The following is a 16801-nucleotide window of genomic DNA, read 5'->3' as shown; positions in this document are numbered from 1 at the left end:
TGGGCGCGCGGCCCATCGTTGCTTCGGCTTGGGTACAATCTTATTTCAACAGGTGCTTCACGATCTCGCGCTCTTCTTTGAGCTGAGCTTCGGTCACCTTGAGCTTCTCGATAGCGAAGTCGTTGAGCTCGAGATTCTCGACGATCTCGTAGCTCCCTTTGCCGTCGCAGCGAACCGGGTACGAGAAGATGAGTCCCTCTTCGATGCCGTAGGCGCCGGTGGACGGAACGGCCATCGAGACAAAGTCGTCTTTGGGCGTCTCGGTGAACCAGCTGCGCACGTGGTCAACCGCTGCGCTCGCCGCGCTTGCAGCCGAGGATGCACCGCGGGCTTCGATGATGGCTTTGCCACGCCCCTGAACGGTCGAGATGAAGTCCTCTTCGAGCCATTTGTGGTCCGAGATGACGTCGGGGACCAACTTACCGTTGATCTTGGTGTCGAAGAAGTGCGGGTACATGGTGTTGGAGTGGTTGCCGAAAATCGCGAGGTTCGAGATATCCGAGACGCTCACGCCGGCCTTTTTGGCGAGCAGCGCCTTGCCGCGATTCTGGTCCAGGCGGGTCATCGCGGTGAAGCGCTCGTTCGGAACATCCGGCGCGCTATGCATCGCGATCAACGCGTTGGTATTGCAGGGGTTTCCGACGACCATAACGCGCACGTCATCGGCGGCGTGGTCGTTGATCGCTTTGCCCTGACCGGTGAAGATCGGACCGTTGGCTTCAACGAGGTCGGCGCGAACCATGCCTTTGCCGCGCGGCATTCCGCCGACGAGCATGCAGATATTAGCGTCTTTGAAACCGTCGTTGGGGTTGTCGTAGAGCTCGATACCCGCGAGCAGATCAAACGCCCCGTCGTCCAACTCCATGGCCACGCCTTCCAGAGCTTGCATCGCCCGCGGAATCTCGACGAGTTGCAGGATAATCGGCGTATCCGGGCCGAGCATGCTGCCGGAAGCAATTCGGAAAAGAAGCGAGTAACCGATCGAACCGGCGGGGCCGGTGACTGCAACGCGAATGGGCGTGGTCATAGTAGTTCCTTAAATATAATAATGAGGTAAATGCGCAAAACAACGCGAACGACATACCAATGCAGGGGCCAAATTGGCAAGTGCAGCCGTCGATTTTATCGACGGCTTAAGCAAGCCGGAGGCCGTCGAAACAATGGAATTCTAAATTATTTATCAGCAGCAAAAGCCGACGTACCCAGGGTAATATTCTTCTCTTTCTCGGCCATGCTCTCGTGAAGGCCCTCATGGGTATAATGAGGCTTGCGCGTGAAATCATGGCGCGCCTCGACGGTCCGCACCGTGCCGGAGGCCGAGCGCATCACGACCGAGTGGGTCTCACACCCGTCCGCCCAGAAACGCACCCCGCGAAGCATCTCACCGGTCGTGATTCCGGTCGCCGCGAAGACGAGTTCTCCGTGGGCGAGGTCGTCGATCTTGAGCTTTCTGTGAATATCGGCGTCTTCGCCCATGACTCGCTGCGCGCGCGCCATCTCCTGGTCGTTGCGGAAGATCAAACGCCCCTGGATATCTCCACCGACGCATTGCAACGCGGCCGCAGCCAGGACACCCTCGGGCGCCCCGCCCACACCGAAGAGAATGTCGAGGCCGGTCTCCGGGTCGCAGGTCGCGATCGCCGCGTGGACGTCACCGTCGGGGATCAATTTAATACGCGCGCCCGCCTTGCGAATCTCTTCGATCAACTCGTCATGGCGCGAGCGGTCCAAAATAATCGCGGTCAACTCATGCACCTGCACGCCCTTCGCCTTGGCGAGGGCATGCAGGTTTTCGGTGGGCGTCTTATCGATGTCGATGATGCCACGGCCGGCAGGGCCTACCGCGATTTTATTCATATAGATATCGGGCGCGTTGAGCATATTGCCCTTGGGCCCCATCGCCACGACCGAGATCGCGCCGGGGCGCCCCTGCGCGCAGAGGTCGGTGCCTTCGAGCGGGTCCAACGCGATATCCATCCCCGGATCTTCTGCGTGCTGGCGCCCGACTTGCTCGCCGATGAACAGCATCGGAGCCTCATCGCGCTCTCCCTCACCGATGACGACCGTTCCGTTGATCTCCAACGAGTCAAACGCCGCGCGCATCGCGCTGACGGCCTGATGATCGCTGTTGTGGCTATTTCCCTGGCCCATGGTGCGGGCGGAGGCAATAGCGGCCGCTTCGGTGACCCGTACTAACTCTAACGCGAGATTACGCTGCATCATATTCAGCTCCATAAATAGTTCTCAATCGCTGCTTTATTATTGGTTTCGCGAACACGTCGGTTGACCGAATTACGGCTTTGCTCAGACTTTTCAATCGAATCAACGCTTAGGTTTTTACGGCTATTGCATGCTCTGCGATGGTCTAGCAGAGGCTCCTAATGAGTTCAACACGACCGGCTAAACCGCTCGAAATGACCTTAAATATTGCACAAGGTTGGGTTCGCTCTATCCTAAGCACCCCCAAATGACTTCCAAGATTTTATTGTGAAATTACTGGCCACTGGCCAAAGCGCGCTCAAATTAACCTGACTGGCAATTATTGCGATTCCCTAAGCCCTCTCGAAGCTGTTTTTATGAAATCACTATCGAAGATGAATATCTCCAACCGAATCCGCTACCGCTATGCGCCGCTCATATTGGGCGCCACGCTCGGGCTCGCGGCGTGTAAATCTAGCTCCAAATCGGCGCCAAAGCCCACCGGCGAGGCGTCGGCGCAGACCGACGACTCCGGCGAGGCAAACGGATCGGGCCCCTCCACAGGTACCGACGGCGACGCCGAGCAGGCGCCCGCGCCCCGCGGGAGTGACCGCCCCACAGACCCCCAACTCGCACAGATTCAGCTGCCCGAGGGCTTTCAAATTCGGATGTACTCCGCGGATGTCCCCGGCGCGCGCTCCCTGCAAATCACCCCCGACGGCACCCTCTTTGTAGGCAGTCGCGGCGCGGGAAAGGTCTATGCCCTGGTCGACACAAACAATGACAAGCGCGCGGACAAAGTCCACGTGCTCGCCGAGGGGTTGAATAACCCCAACGGCGTCGCATTCAAAGACGGCGATCTCTATGTGGCTGAGATCGATAAGATCTGGCGCTACCCCGAAATCGAAAATCACCTGGAGGACCCGCCCGAGCCCGAGCTCATCAGCGACGCGTTTCCCAGCAAAAAACACCACGGCTGGAAATTCATCAAATTTGGCCCGGACGGAAAGCTCTATATTCCCGTCGGCGCGCCCTGCAATATTTGCAAGCCCGACCCGGATAAATACGCCAATATCCAGCGCATGAATGCGGACGGCAGCGAGCTCGAGGTATTCGCGCGTGGCGTTCGAAATACGGTGGGATTTGATTGGCACCCGGAGACCAAGGAGTTGTGGTTCAGCGATAATGGCCGCGATATGCTCGGCGATACGATTCCGCCCGATGAGCTTAATCATGCGCCCAAAGCTGGCATGAATTTTGGCTATCCCTATTGTCACGGAAAAGACGTTCGGGACCCGGAGTTTGGCCGCGGCGTGGATTGCGCGACCTATGTCGCGCCGGTTCAGGATTTAGAGGCGCACACCGCCGCGCTCGGGATCGAGTTTTATACCGGCGAGATGTTTCCTGCGACCTATAAAAAGCAGCTCTTTATCGCCGAGCACGGGTCATGGAATCGCAGCGAAAAGGTCGGCTACCGCGTCACCCTGGTGCGCTTGGATGCCGACGGCAACGCCCAGAGCTACGAGCCCTTCGCCACCGGTTGGCTGCAAGATGAGACCGCCTGGGGCCGCCCGGTCGACGTCGAAGTGATGGCCGACGGCTCCCTTCTGGTCTCCGATGATCTGCGCGGAGCCGTCTACCGAATCTCCTATAAGCCGTGATTTCACCCGCCCGCGTGCTTAGAATTCGAGCAAGTGCGGGCGTCTATCGGTGATGGGCGTCCGAGTGAGTGCATACGCATTCGTTCTTCCGAAACCAGTAGGCCATCTCTATGAAAACACCGCTGGAGCTATCCTTCACGAACCTCACTCCTTCTGAGCCCCTCAAGGAGCGTGTCTATGCGCGGGTCGCGCGACTGGAGCGCTTTTTTCAGGGCATCATCGCGTGCCGCGTTTTTATCGAAATCTCAAATAAAAGCCCCCATAATATCCAAGACTATTCGGTGCGCATCGCCCTGACCGTGCCGGGTCAGGAGATCGCGGTTTCGGCCAATCCTCGCCCCAACGAGCGGGGCCACCGCGACGCCTACGTGGCGATTCGCGACGCCTTCGACACCGCCGAACGCCGGCTTAAGGACTATAGCGCGCGCTTGCGCGAGGCGCGCAAAACGCCCACGCCCACCGAGGAGCCGGTGGCGGTCGTCACCCGCCTCTTCCCCGAGCGTGGCTACGGATTTCTCGAAGACCCGGGCGGCCGCGAGATTTACTTTCACCAGAACGCGGTCATCAACCAGGGATTCGACAAATTAAATATCGGCGCCGGCGTCCAATTCGATGAAGGCAGCGGCCTCGATGGCCCGCAGGCAACGCGGGTTCGCACGATTTAGCGCGACTCAGCGCATTGCCAATTTGTCGGCAACGCCCGAGAAACGCCGCACCGAGTTTTTCGCCGCCGCTTCGACCTGCTCGCGGGCACCCACGAGCAGCACGGAGCGGCGGCTTCGCGTCATGCCCGTATACAGAATTTCGCGGCTCAACAGCGGCAGCGATTCGTGCGGCAAGACGATGCCGACGCTATTATATTCGGAGCCCTGCGCCTTATGAATCGTCAGGGCGTACGCATGCTCCAGATCAGCGCCCAGCGCAGCCAGGTCGAAGGGCATATACTCGCCGTCGCGCAAAAACACCGCCATCGACTTGATGTAACGGCCGTTCTCGTCGTGAATCAGCACGTCGAGCACAAGCCCCTGGTCACCGTTGAATAGCCCGCGCTCATAATCATTGCGCAGCATGATAATGGGCTCACCCACCGCCAACCTTCCAGATGCGAGCGTGCCCGCCCGGAAGCCCAGAAAGCTCATATGACGCGCGTGCAATGCGGCGTTAAGCGCCTCCGAGCCGGTGCCGAAAACCCGCGTGATGCTCAGCGCCTGAAACCCGGAAAAGTGCCCGAATAGCCTGTCTAAATCGCCCTGAGCCTGCGGGCTAAACTTCTCCCCGTCAAACTCAAAAGCGCTGAATATCAGCTCACGAAAGCCCTCCAGATTCGCCACGCGCTGGCCGTACCACCACTCCACGAAACCATTGATAAGTTGGGCGTCGAGCCCGCGCGTCCCCTCGCCGGGCTCACATATCTCAACCCCGGCGCTCTCGATCGCAGCGAAGCCCTCGCGCACCTTCACACCGGCCGCATCGCCCTCAAAAAGTTCGGCATAGTCGCCACGGTTGAGCGCCTTTGCGGCCCGCAGAATCTCGCCGCCCGCCGGGCTCTTCGGGTCCATCCGATAACTCGTCTCAAGGCGAACCGCGTGGCTCGCCAACACTCCGGAACCCGCTGGCGCGCCGACGACTTCTTCATCAAGCAACGCCAGCCAATCGCTGCGCATCTGCACGCGCGACGGCACAAGATCCCGAAAGACCGCGCCGGCGTCCACCGACGGCAATTGGTCCGCATCGCCCAGCAAAATCAATCGCGCACCAGGCTCCACCGCGCTGAGCAAACGCTCCATCAAAAACAAATCGATCATCGACGCCTCATCGACGATGACGACCCGATGGGGCAAGCGGTTATTCTCGTGATAATAATAGTCATTTCGCGCCGGCGAATATCCCAGCAGCCGGTGCAAGGTGCGCGCGCCGTCCAGCTCATTTAAGAGCTGTTCATCAACGCCGTCTTCATTAGCCGGCAGCGCCTGCAAATGCGATTGAATCGCATCGCCCAGCCGATGCGCTGCCTTGCCGGTGGGCGCCGCCAGCGCGACCTCATCGGGCGCCACACCCAGTCGGGCGAGCAAGCGCAATACCGACACAACGATCGAGGTCTTCCCGGTTCCTGGGCCGCCCGAGATCACCGTAAATGGCCGATAAACTGCGCTCAAAAGCGCGTATTTTTGCTCCCGATTAAGCTGCATCGACCCGCGCCCTTCTCCCGCGCTGGGCATGGCCCCAAGGGTCGCCGCCAACGCCCCGCGAACGGTCTCGGGCGCAACAGCAAAATCAGCAAGTCCAAGCCGCTGGCGAAGGGCAATCAGCAGGCGATCCTCAAAGAATAACATCCGCTGCTGGTAGAGATAGGGGCCATCGACAATCAGCGGACGGTAATCACCCGGACCACCCACCAGATCTGCGCAGGCCTCGCTCTCGAGAAGCCCAGCCAAACATTTTAGATAATCCGAAACCGGCGCGCCGGGCTCGGTGTCTTCGCCATCTTCCGGAGCCACCAGGGCATGGATAATTTCGACCAATCGCGACTCATCCACGCGACCACCATCGGCCTGCAAATCAGCCGGCGGCTGCGCCCCGGCCCCACGGAGCGAATGAATCGGAAGTCGCGTCGAACCCCGGCGCTGCTCGACCAAAGTCGCGAGCACCAGAAGCGTCAACGCCCCCTGCTCAAACGCGCTCAACCCCTCCTGCAACCCCACCAACTCTCGGGCATACGAGACCATCGCCGACGACAAGTCATGGGCCGCGACGCTTTGAACCAGCAAGTCATAAAACCCATCCGGCAACACGGCGCTCGCCGGGTCGAAGGCAGGCGCGATCGTCGCATCCTCTTGGGTCGAAGATGGCATCAGCATCGAAAATAGGTCTTGTTGGGTCATCGCGTTTCTTGGGTATCGGTGCACTTCAATTCGTCCAGACGCTCATTCATCGGCATCTGCTCAGCCTTAGATATTCGCGGCGAGTATCTCTTCGTCCTGCAGGATATCTTCCCAGGTTGGACGGCGATAATAGACGCCGGCCGCCGGGTTTTCGGACGCGCCCATTCCGCGGACGAAGAGATAAAAATACCCGCCAAAGCGCTCATCGTAGGCTTTCTGATCGGTGATCTCGAGGAATTTCACCATCGCCAAAATATAGATCGTCGCCTGAATGCCGTAGCTCTCGGCGACGCGTTGGTTCAGCGATTGCGGGCCATAATCCGTAAGAATATCGCTCTTCCAATCAGCGAAATAGATCTTTGAGTCGTTCTCAAAAATCAGGTCGACAAATCCCTTGATAAAGCCGCGCTCCACCGCTTGCTCGCTCGGGCGCTCCGGGATGGGATAAACAAACTCGAGCTCGCGCAGCACCTTATCGCTCTGGGCGACGCAGGGAATCGCGGACTCGGCGCCCTCTTGCCCCGCGTCTAGCCGAAGCGGCGTCTTGATCGCGCGCCAGACCAACTTCTTACAAAAGCCAAGATACTCCTCCTCGACACCGTACGTTCGCATCGTGCGGCGGAATGTCGCGTCGACATCCGCGTCCTCCATCCACTCGGACAGCTTCGCGCACTCGCGGGCCCGCGCCAGATCGGCCTGCTCGAGCAACTCGTGCAAAAACACACCCGCGCGCTTTCCGCCCGGAAGCTCGTCGGGCGCCAAAATCGCGACGGCCTCCTCGCCACCATCCGCCACTAAGTCATCTTCGAGGAAGCTACTCTTGCCAGCCCGCTCGACCCGAATCGCCGGGACCTCACCCTGATGCGGCCCCAGCCTCCCGACCGTATTCTTGATGCGGCTATACGAAGTCACGATCGGGCGACGCCCACGCAGTGGCCGAAACTCCGCATCATCATTGAGCGGCATGGGGAGCTCGGCCGGGGGCTGCCAATCGGCGAGCGCGCGCTGCCGGGCTGCCGCGTCCGTGACCCGCAGCGTTCGGGCATATTCGATCTTCTCGAGCGAAAATAATCGTCCGACCTCTGCGTCGCCCGCGCTCAGCTCGGCGACGACCGCGTCCAGGCGGGTAAGAATCGGCGCATAGGCGCCTCCCACGGTATAATCGCGGGGTTTGGCCGCTTCTTCGTCACCCTTCTTCGCGGTCTTTTTCTTCTTCGGAGCCTCATTCTCAAAGCCGACATAAGGCAAATAGATCTGTGATTTCGCGCGCGTGAGCGCCACATAAAGCAGGCGCTGATCTTCTTCGGCCTGCTCCCTCGCCCACTGCTCCCGCATCTCCTCCGGAGGCGTCCCCAGATAGAGTATCGGCTCGCCATCATCTCCATGAAAGCTATAAACAGAGTGGGCGGCGCGCGCCGTAAACCCGCCAAATACAAAGACAATCTCCGCCTCAAGCCCCTTACTCTTGTGCATGGTCATGATCTGCACGGCGTCGCGGTCGGTCTCCAGACGCTGCACATTTCCGTCCTCACCCTCGGGTTCACCCTCGCCGAGAATATACGATTGCAGGCGCACGATAAGGTCGTCGAGCGGACAACGATCGCGGGTCGCCTCGTCGAGCAAGATCTCGAAAAGATGCAAATAATTGGTGAGCTCCCGCTCGCTTACGCCCGAGAAGATCTCGGCGCGCAAACGTCCCGTGCGGCTCAAAATCGAGCTGAATAACAATTGAAATTGGCGCGCCTCGGCGAGCTCATTCCAATGCAGAAGGTCCCCCAGAGGACGGTCATTCTCGGTGAATGAGTCGGTCTCTTCGAGCTCTTCGAGGGTCAGCCCGAAGAACGGCGTCAGCCAGGCTTTGAGTCTGGCGGAGCGGTCGCGCGGGTTGGCGACGCCCCCTAAAAGGTCATAAATATGAAGGGCTTCGGCGGTCTGAAAGAGGCCGTCTTGCTTGAAAAACGCGTAGGGAACGCCCTCGTGGCGCAAGAACTCCGCGATGATTCGCCCCTCCTTTTTGCTGCGTGTGAGGACGAAAATATCCCTGGCCCCAACCGGCGTCGCCGCATCGTCGGGGCTGTCGCGGCAAAAGAGCATCTTATCGCCGAATAGAATCTCGCGAATCTCGGCTGCGAAATGCGCGGCGATGCCCTCGCGCAGGCGGTCGACCTTCAGGTCTTCGTCGACCATCTGCACGAGCTTTATCGCGGTCGCGGGCAGGCCATCCGCATCGCAGACCTCGCGCTCTTTGAGGCCGCACCCCACCGGCGAATCATAGGTGATATCGCCGCTAAAAAACGGTCGCTCCGAGGATTGGTCGAAGACGTGATTATAGGCGTCGATGACATTGGCGGAGGAGCGGTAATTTTTATCGAGCTGGAGCAGGTCGCCGCCGCCGTCTTTCACGACCTTGTGGGCATGCAAATAGGTATAGACGTCGGCCCCGCGGAAGCTATAGATCGCCTGCTTGGGGTCGCCGATCAGATAGAAGATATTCGCGCCGTTGCTCTCGTGAAAAATGCGCTTGAAAATCTGCCACTGAAGCTCATCGGTGTCCTGAAACTCGTCGATAAGCGCGTATTGGTAGCGCTGCCGGAGCGACTGCACCAGCGAATCGCCGCGCGCGCTCTCCAGGCTCTCCCACACCAGGCTGAGCATATCGTCGAAGACAAATTGACCGCTCTCGTCCTTAAATTCGCGCAACATCCGCTGCAAAACGGGCGTGAATTGCGTCGCGATGGCGGCCTCAAGCGACGTCAGCGTCTCATAGACCTCGCGCACGCATTGCCCCACCTCGCCGCCAAACTCAAAGAGCGCGAGCTTTTCCTGCATATAATCGAGCTGCCCCTTGGCGCCACAGGGCCCCATCACGTCGACGAGGTCGCCGCTCTCGCGGTAGCGCTCCAGCCCGGCGAGCAAGACATCGATGCGCTTAACCACGGCGTTGACGGTGCCGCCGTGCACCTTCTCCTCCTTGAGCTCGGCCTTGAGCTTCGCCACGATCTCATCGCGCTCAAACGCCTCAAACGCATCGACGGCCTGGCGCAGCCCGGCCTCGTCGAACTCCGGTCGAATCTCACCGCGCGCCCGCACACAGGTCGCGAGCAACTTCTGCAAGGACGCGATCCCGTTATTATTTTGCTCCATCCAGGCCGCCAAATACCCGCGAAACTCCGGGCGATACGCGAACTCTCGACGCAGGGCATCCTTAAAAACCCGCTCGAAGAGCTGGTCAAAACCGGTGTGCTCCTGCTCGAAGGGGCGATGGTTTTGAAACGCGTTCTCGGTCAGCACGCGGTGACAAAAGCCGTGGATGGTGTGAATCGCGGCCAGGTCAAAAGAAGAGAGCGCCTTCTCGAGGGTGCGACGCTCGTTCAGCCCGATCTCCCAGGCCGGCTCTTCGGGCCCGGCCAGCAGCTTCTCATCCGCGTCGACGACCGCCTGGAGCAATTGCCGAATGCGCGCCCCCAGCTCAAAGGTCGCGCGCTCGGTGAAGGTCACGATGAGGATCTGGGGGATGCGCAGCTGCGGATTTTTGAGCAGCAGATCCACCACCAGGTGCTCGATGGTATAGGTCTTGCCGGTGCCCGCGGAGGCCTCGATAATCGCGTGATTATCGTGGCGAATTTGCTCCAGTAGCGCGGGCTTTTTGATGCGGTAAGTTGGCGAGGTTTGAGTCATTACGCGTCCTCCTTTTCGGCCAAAACCCGCGAGAAGAACGGCTCGAACCGGCGCGCCAAGATCGCCTCGGCGTTTGGCGGCGCGGGGAATCTCGACGGCTGTCGAACCGGCCCATACTCCTCGCTGCACGAGGACCAAGTATTGGCGAATTGTTTCTCGACCAAATCAGCAAAAGACACTTCGTTATCCGGCTTAAAATAGTCGAACACGGCCTCGATGGGCATCGTGTTGGCGTGAACACCGCTGAGGAAGTCGACGCTCAGCGCCTTCAAATAGGCGATGGCGTCGGGCTGTGAGATTGGCGCGAATTGCATGCGAAATTTTTGCTGAGACTTCGGCTTTTCGATCGCCTTGCCAGGCAGCACAATCGCCTCAAACGGCGCATTCTCGTCGCCCTCACCGGCCGCGGCCAGCGCGACCTGGCTTAAGAATCCGCGCAAAAAATCCTTCTCCTTGGCCGACGTCCTCAGCACGGGCGTCACGGCCATGGTCGCGTCCTTTGCGAGCAATTCGCTCACACCGCTGACCTCCACGCGCACCCGCTGCACGTCGCCGGTCGCGGGCTCCGGCAACTCCACGTCGAAGCGAATCGAGTCCAGACTCTGACCGCCCTGCACGCGTTTTCGCGCGCGCCCAAAACTCCTGAGCTCCAGGGGCGTGTCCGTAGGAATCCGAAAATGCCCCAGATTCGCCTGCCAGATGGCGAGGGCGTCGAGGTGGCGATTGCGCGCCTCGCGAAAGAAAACTCCGGTCGGCAAAACGCCCTGCAATTCTAAAAATCGCGCGCGCGAATCATAGGCGGCCTCGAGCTGGGAGGCGTCGCGCCCGCCCCGCGGATCGGTCAGCGTGCGCTCAAATACATCGCGCATCAACATCAGCGACTCGACATAGGATGCCTCAAAAATCTCGTCGTCGACCGCGAGAAGATCCTCGTCCTCGTCCCCGCGCATCCCCAGCGACCAGCGCGCCGAAGTCTGCAATGGACTCTCCAAAAATTGGCGCAATTGAGTCAGCGATATCGACACTTCCCGAAGGTCTCGGGATGGGCCCTTCGCCCCGCTCAGGCGATAGGTGCCGAGCACCCGATTGAGCAACTCGCGGGTCGGCGTATCAACGACGTCGAGGAGGTGCGCGACCTCCGGAAACTCAAAGCCCGCGTTGAGCATCCCGGCGGATGCGGCCCGATTCGGGTAATGCTCCAGGTGCTCAACGAGGCTGTCGCGCAGGGCGAGCGCGCTGGCCTCGAGGCGGGCCTCGGGGTGGAAGTTGGGCCCTAAGTCGAGCGGCTCGCTCGCGTCATCGTCCCTAAGTTGGGGGAAATAACCCGGATGATAGCGCCGAAGCGGCTGGGCCAAAACGCGGGCGTCGGCGCGCTCCTGCCCCATATATTGCTGGGCCACCATGCGCATCAAATCCTGCACCACCGACGACGGCTCGAGGCCCTCTCCCGTGCGGCTATCGCGGGCAATATAGGAGAGATAGATTCGCTCCCTGGCCGCCATCAGCGCCTGAAAGAACGCGTATTTATCGAGGTCTCGCCGGCTCGCGTCGCCCTCCACCCACTTCTCGCGCCGCAGGTCGAGCGGGTCCACCGGCTCCGAGGACGGAAACGTCGCCTCGCCCATGCCCGCGCAAAAGATCACGCGAAAGGGCATCGGGCGCGCCGGCATAAAGGCCGACACGCTCACGCCGTCAATGAGGTATTGCCCCCGATTCCCGCTCATCTTGCCCATCTCGCGGCGCACAAATTCACGCGCGATGCGATAGGACACTTTGCGCGGCGCGTCCTCGGGCGGCGGCATGTCCGCAAGCTCGCTCAGCGTCGCCAAACACAACCTCAGGTCGGCGTCATCGGCGTCGGTCTCGGCGCCAAGGTAGCGCTGAATGAGGCTGGCAAGCTCGTCAAACCAGGCGCGCAAGGTCCGCTTCTCGACCTTAAATCGGCGCGAATCGCGAATCAGCGCGCGCGCCGTGCGCACAAAGATCGCCGCGCTCTCGGCGTCACCATGGGCGATCTCATGCGGCAAATACTCAAAGCCTGCGCCCCCATAAATGCGCTCGTCTCCGCTCGGCGCGCCGGTCATAAACCCACCCAGCACCAGGCGCTTTAGACCCTGATCCCAATTATAAAGGTCCTGCTCAATATAGCTTTCTTCGTGGTCATGATGGTCGGCGCCGTGGACGATATGCAGGTCATCGCACCAACGCAGCCAGACGTCCGGATCGATATCGGAGAACTTCGCGATCACATTAGGGTGCGTCAACAGCCGCAAAAGGTCTCGCCGCCGAAGGTCACCAAAGGGCAACTCAAAGAGGAGGTCGAGGGCCTCGAAAACGCGCCCCGCCCCGGTCGAGTCGATATCAATGATATTATAGGGAATGCCGTGGACCTGCTGGAAAACCGCCTCCACCTGGGTCTGATACGCCGCAGATTGCTCGCGCCCGAGGATCAGCGCGATCTCATTGAATTGAAGCGTGGGATCGGCGCGCATCAATCGCCAAATCTCGTTGGCGATGGTCTCGACTTCGCGCTGCACCCCGGAGCATGCGAAGACGGTGATGCTCTCGTCCACAGCGTCCGACGCAGCGAAGCGCGCCATCGGCTCACTGCGCTCATATTGCAGCTTAAGAACATCGCGCTGCAATTGTTTGAGGACGGTTGGTTGCTCGTCTTCGGCGTCCACAAATTCCATGCGCGGATCATAGCCGCAGAGGCGGTTATACATGCGCATCTGGTCGCGCCCGGCGCGCCCCCAGAGCCGAAGCGGCAGCGGAAAGCGCTCAGGCTCCCAGAAGGTCTCGTCGATCATCGGGGCGAGCAAGTCGGCTTGGCCGGGCGTGCTCGGCGCCGAGCGAGCGCTCGACAAGAGGTGCGACTCCTCGTCGAAATCGGTGAGCACATCCTCCCAAAACTCGATGCACGGGTTCAGCGCCCAGATATGCACGCGCGTGAGCTCACCGAGTTGACCCAATAACTTCTCGTAGACGCCGCCCACGCGGTCGAGGGCGAAGAATTGGATCACCGGCGGAAGACGCAAACGGCCGGGCGGGACCCGGTCAAAGATCTGGTCCGGGCGCAGATAGCGCACGCCGGTTTCTTCGGCGAGGCGCTCGATTCGCCCACCTTCGCCAAAGAGGAGGAGCCAGAGGGCGCGCTGCCAGCGCTCGGTGCGTTCGAACTCGGTGAGCGACGCGCCCTCAGGGGCCGCGTCCCCAGGCTCCGCCTCCAGCCACTCGAGCAACATTTTAGGGCGATTGAGGTGATATTCCTCGAAGAGCTGCGCGATATGCCCGCTGAGTTGGAAGCGGCGAAGGGCGCGCGTATCCGAGTCGGAGCTCCGCTCCGCGTTGCTCATCGCAAGATAATCGCGAGGCTCCTTTAATTCGGGTGCCCCGAGCAACGCCTCATCCTCGAAGATATCGAGGAGTAACACCTGAATTTTTGACGCGTTTAAGGTCTGAAAGCTACTGTCATCGGGCAAAAGGGCGTCGAAAAAGTCACCGATATGCCAGGGCTCGATGCGCCCGGCGATCCCCGCGCGAGTCGCCACCGCGTATTTCAGATACGTCCCCATATTCGCGCCGGGGACGACCACAGGGGAGCGCTCAATCGGGTTTAGCCCGAGATTCTTTCGCTCCGTGGCTTCAACTTCGACCAGACCGTCGACGAGTCTATCAAGGGAATTCGAATACCAGACCTGCAACATAAAATGACGCCCTAAAAAGATTAAAAACTCGCCAAACGATTCCCGAAATATTGGCACACGCCTTCAGCGGGGGCAATCGTAGCGGCCGCCGAGGCGCATCTGCTGACTCGTAAACCGATCAGTGTGGGGTCAACCAATTGCCCTTTTCGAAGACATGCAGGCGATGTTTGGCCCGCGACGCCGCGACATAGCGGGCGTTTACGGAACAGCGCGGGTCGCTGGGGTCGATATCGACGAGGATGACGATGTCCGCCTCCAGGCCCTTGAACCCACTGATGCTCGAGTGAAGCACCCCGCTTTGCCATTCGTCAACCACGTGAACAATCGGAACACCGCCGAGTTCGCGCGCGCCCTCGAGGCTTGAGTTCCTCGGGCTGCGGGGCGTAAGGATGGCAATCTGCTGGTATTTAATATTCTGCCGATCCACTAATTTCGCGAGCAATTCCCCGACCCTCTCGCGTGTTTTCGACGGGCTACCCTGTTGGTAGACGCTCGGGACCTTCCCCTCGATGCACTCGGGATGCGAGACCAATGTCTCCTCGCAAAGCGGCTCAATCGCCCGCAGTATCTCCTTGGTATTGCGAAAATTCTCCTTCAACGCGTAAACCAGCCCCCACTCGGGAATCGCGGTATCCTTATCGAAGATATTCTGACGTTCGTCGTAGAAGATCGCCATGCTGCTGGTCTCGTCCTGCAGACATCCCTCGAGCACTTCCCACCAGATCGGCAGAAAATCCTGCGCCTCGTCGACGAGAATCGCATCCCAGGGACCCATCGAGAATTTATCGCTGTCGACCGCCCGAAATACCGCAAACGGTGCCGTCTCGTTCCAGAACTCAGCTTGCTCAGCGGCCGACGCGCCGGGTTTCGGGTAATTAAGTCCGCCCTGGATATCGTCGCCGGCCTGGGCGCAGAGTTGATGAAAATGATGTACGTCGACCGTGCCCTTTAGCTGGGACCACCCCTGAGTGGTGCTGGCGATGAAGTCCGCCAATTTAATATTAAAGCAGGTGATCAACACGCGCTTCCCCTGCTCGGCCAACTTCTTCGCCGCGTGCAACGCCATGACGGTCTTGCCGGTGCCCGCGCCGCCGCGCACACGCAGCCGGCGGTTCTCCAGAACATTCTCGACGCCACGCGCCTGCTCCTTCGACAAGCGGCGCATCGCCCGTTTATCCAACGCAATTCGCCCGGCCGTAGTCTCTTCGAGGGCGACCTCCGGCGAAACCACCGATCGGAAGATCTCGAATTGCTCCGGCGAGAGCACAGGAGGCTTCCCGCCAAGTTTGCGGGCGTGGAACCTGAACGCCTCGACAACCTTCGCCTCAAGATCGAGGGCGATATCGTTCGAATCAATGACGATCTCGGGTTGGAGATCGAGCGGAAGATTAAGGTCGTCACGCTGGCTCAGCGGAAACGCCAACGCCCAGCCGTAGAGGACGGGAAAATCGCGAAAATGTTCTTCGAGGTTTCGCCGCAAGGGGTCACACAGACCTTTTACGATCGCGCGCAACTGGTCCGCCGCCTGCTCCATCGGGCTTCGATTGAGCCGCTTTGGGCGCCCGTACTCGTCCTTGCGATACCACCGGCCATTGTCTTCGCGTTTAACGCCGCCGCCTTTACATTCGACATTCAAGAGCCCGTACTCGCGGTGGAGCACCAGAAAATCGACCTCTCCCTGGCGCGCCTCGGCCGTCAGATAGGGAAGGCCATGATAGACATAGAAAGCGTCGGATAGCTGCAATTTAAGCTCGGTCCAAAACTCGTTTTCTGAATGGACGGAGCCCTTTTTCGAAGGCGGAACGTCGGGAATCATGATGGCCATCTATCACTCCATTTTATTATAAATCTCTAACTTCGAATTCACGGGCATCATAATACAAAAATACGACCTAAAGAATCGCCAATATATTAGGCCTGAAAACGCCGGGCGAGAAGGCTGCGCTTGGGCTACTCCATACACGCCCAGGGCGGGGACTCTCGGTAGCGTTCAGCTAAAAAGTCGATAAAAAGACGGACTTTCTGGGAGAGATAGCGCCGATGCGGATACACCGCCGACAGGACAAGGTTGCCTGGCGACCAGGGTTTGAGGATGAACTCAAGTTCGCCGCTATCCAGAGCATCGAAGGCGATGAAGTCAGGGGCAAGCGCGATGCCCAGGCCGCGACGGGCCGCGTCGACCAGGGCGCGGCCGTTATTGGCCATCACCCGACCTTCGACGCGCACGACGGTTTCGCCGTCAGGCCCGTGGAGGCGCCAATTTGTCCCCGTTGCCTGGTATTTATAGAGCAGGCAGGAGTGCCCATCGAGCTCGCGGGGGTGTCCGGGGCGCCCGAATCGCTCCAGGTACTCCGGGCTTGCGACCAGACCGAGCTTGATCGGGGCGAGGCGTCGAGCGATGAGCCCCGAATCGTCGAGCGCATCAATGCGCACCGCTACGTCAAACCCTTCGCCGATTAGATCGACGCGCGTATCCGCGTAGTGAATGTCGATCTCGAGTTCCGGCCACTTTTCGATGAAGTCCAGGACGACCTCATTGAGGTACATCATGCCAAAGGACACCGGTGCGCTGACGCGCAACAACCCGACCGGCGAGGCCTGAAGGCTTGTAACGGCGCGCTCTGCCTCGTCGATCTCCTCAAGGATCCGCCGACAATGCTCAAAATAGATGGCG

The 16801-nt window shown here is 59.9% G+C and carries 9 protein-coding genes (1 of these 9 only partly in view); 2 read left to right on the top strand and 7 right to left on the bottom strand.

Annotated features, from left to right (window positions below; genetic code table 11):
- Positions 1-40 precede the first annotated feature (40 nt).
- Both DN745_RS00380 and glpX read right to left on the bottom strand, forming a co-directional pair.
- Positions 41-1027: a malate dehydrogenase gene (locus DN745_RS00380; RefSeq protein WP_111331099.1), complete on the bottom strand. Its 987-nt coding sequence runs from the start codon at positions 1025-1027 to the stop codon at positions 41-43.
- Between the two features lie 146 nt (positions 1028-1173).
- Positions 1174-2220, bottom strand: a complete 1047-nt coding sequence (gene glpX / locus DN745_RS00375) for a class II fructose-bisphosphatase (RefSeq protein ID WP_111337477.1) — start codon at positions 2218-2220, stop codon at positions 1174-1176.
- Between the two features lie 356 nt (positions 2221-2576).
- Here glpX and DN745_RS00370 point away from each other — a divergent pair, with 356 nt between their 5' ends.
- Both DN745_RS00370 and DN745_RS00365 read left to right on the top strand, forming a co-directional pair.
- Positions 2577-3860: a PQQ-dependent sugar dehydrogenase gene (locus DN745_RS00370; RefSeq protein WP_204355056.1), complete on the top strand. Its 1284-nt coding sequence runs from the start codon at positions 2577-2579 to the stop codon at positions 3858-3860.
- Between the two features lie 110 nt (positions 3861-3970).
- Entirely contained in the window at positions 3971-4525 is a 555-nt protein-coding gene (locus DN745_RS00365; RefSeq protein WP_111331097.1) for an HPF/RaiA family ribosome-associated protein, read from the top strand.
- Between the two features lie 6 nt (positions 4526-4531).
- Here DN745_RS00365 and recD read toward each other — a convergent pair whose 3' ends face one another.
- The 5 genes from recD to DN745_RS00340 form a co-directional block, all read right to left on the bottom strand.
- The gene (gene recD, locus DN745_RS00360) at positions 4532-6742 is read right to left on the bottom strand and encodes an exodeoxyribonuclease V subunit alpha (RefSeq protein ID WP_111331096.1); all 2211 of its coding nucleotides are present in this window, start codon (positions 6740-6742) and stop codon (positions 4532-4534) included.
- A 66-nt stretch (positions 6743-6808) separates the two neighbouring features.
- On the bottom strand, positions 6809-10420 hold the full coding sequence (locus tag DN745_RS00355; RefSeq protein ID WP_111331094.1) for a UvrD-helicase domain-containing protein: 3612 nt from the start codon (positions 10418-10420) through the stop codon (positions 6809-6811).
- Complete coding sequence (locus tag DN745_RS00350) at positions 10420-14127, bottom strand: exodeoxyribonuclease V subunit gamma (protein WP_111331092.1); 3708 nt, start codon at positions 14125-14127, stop codon at positions 10420-10422. The genes DN745_RS00355 and DN745_RS00350 overlap by 1 nt, the downstream gene beginning before the upstream one ends.
- Before the next feature lie 118 nt (positions 14128-14245).
- The gene (locus DN745_RS00345) at positions 14246-15952 is read right to left on the bottom strand and encodes a nuclease-related domain-containing DEAD/DEAH box helicase (protein WP_111331091.1); all 1707 of its coding nucleotides are present in this window, start codon (positions 15950-15952) and stop codon (positions 14246-14248) included.
- 125 nt (positions 15953-16077) lie between these two features.
- Positions 16078-16801, bottom strand: partial view of a LysR family transcriptional regulator gene (locus DN745_RS00340; protein WP_111331089.1) — the 3' portion only. The gene runs 185 nt beyond the window's last position; only the last 724 of its 909 coding nucleotides appear in the window; its start codon lies off the right edge, out of view; it ends in the stop codon at positions 16078-16080.

The sequence above is a fragment of the Bradymonas sediminis genome (assembly GCF_003258315.1).
Taxonomy (GTDB): Bacteria; Myxococcota_A; Bradymonadia; order Bradymonadales; family Bradymonadaceae; genus Bradymonas; species Bradymonas sediminis.
The sequence above is the reverse complement of the archived record's forward strand: the minus strand, read 5'-3'. Positions and strand labels throughout refer to the sequence as shown.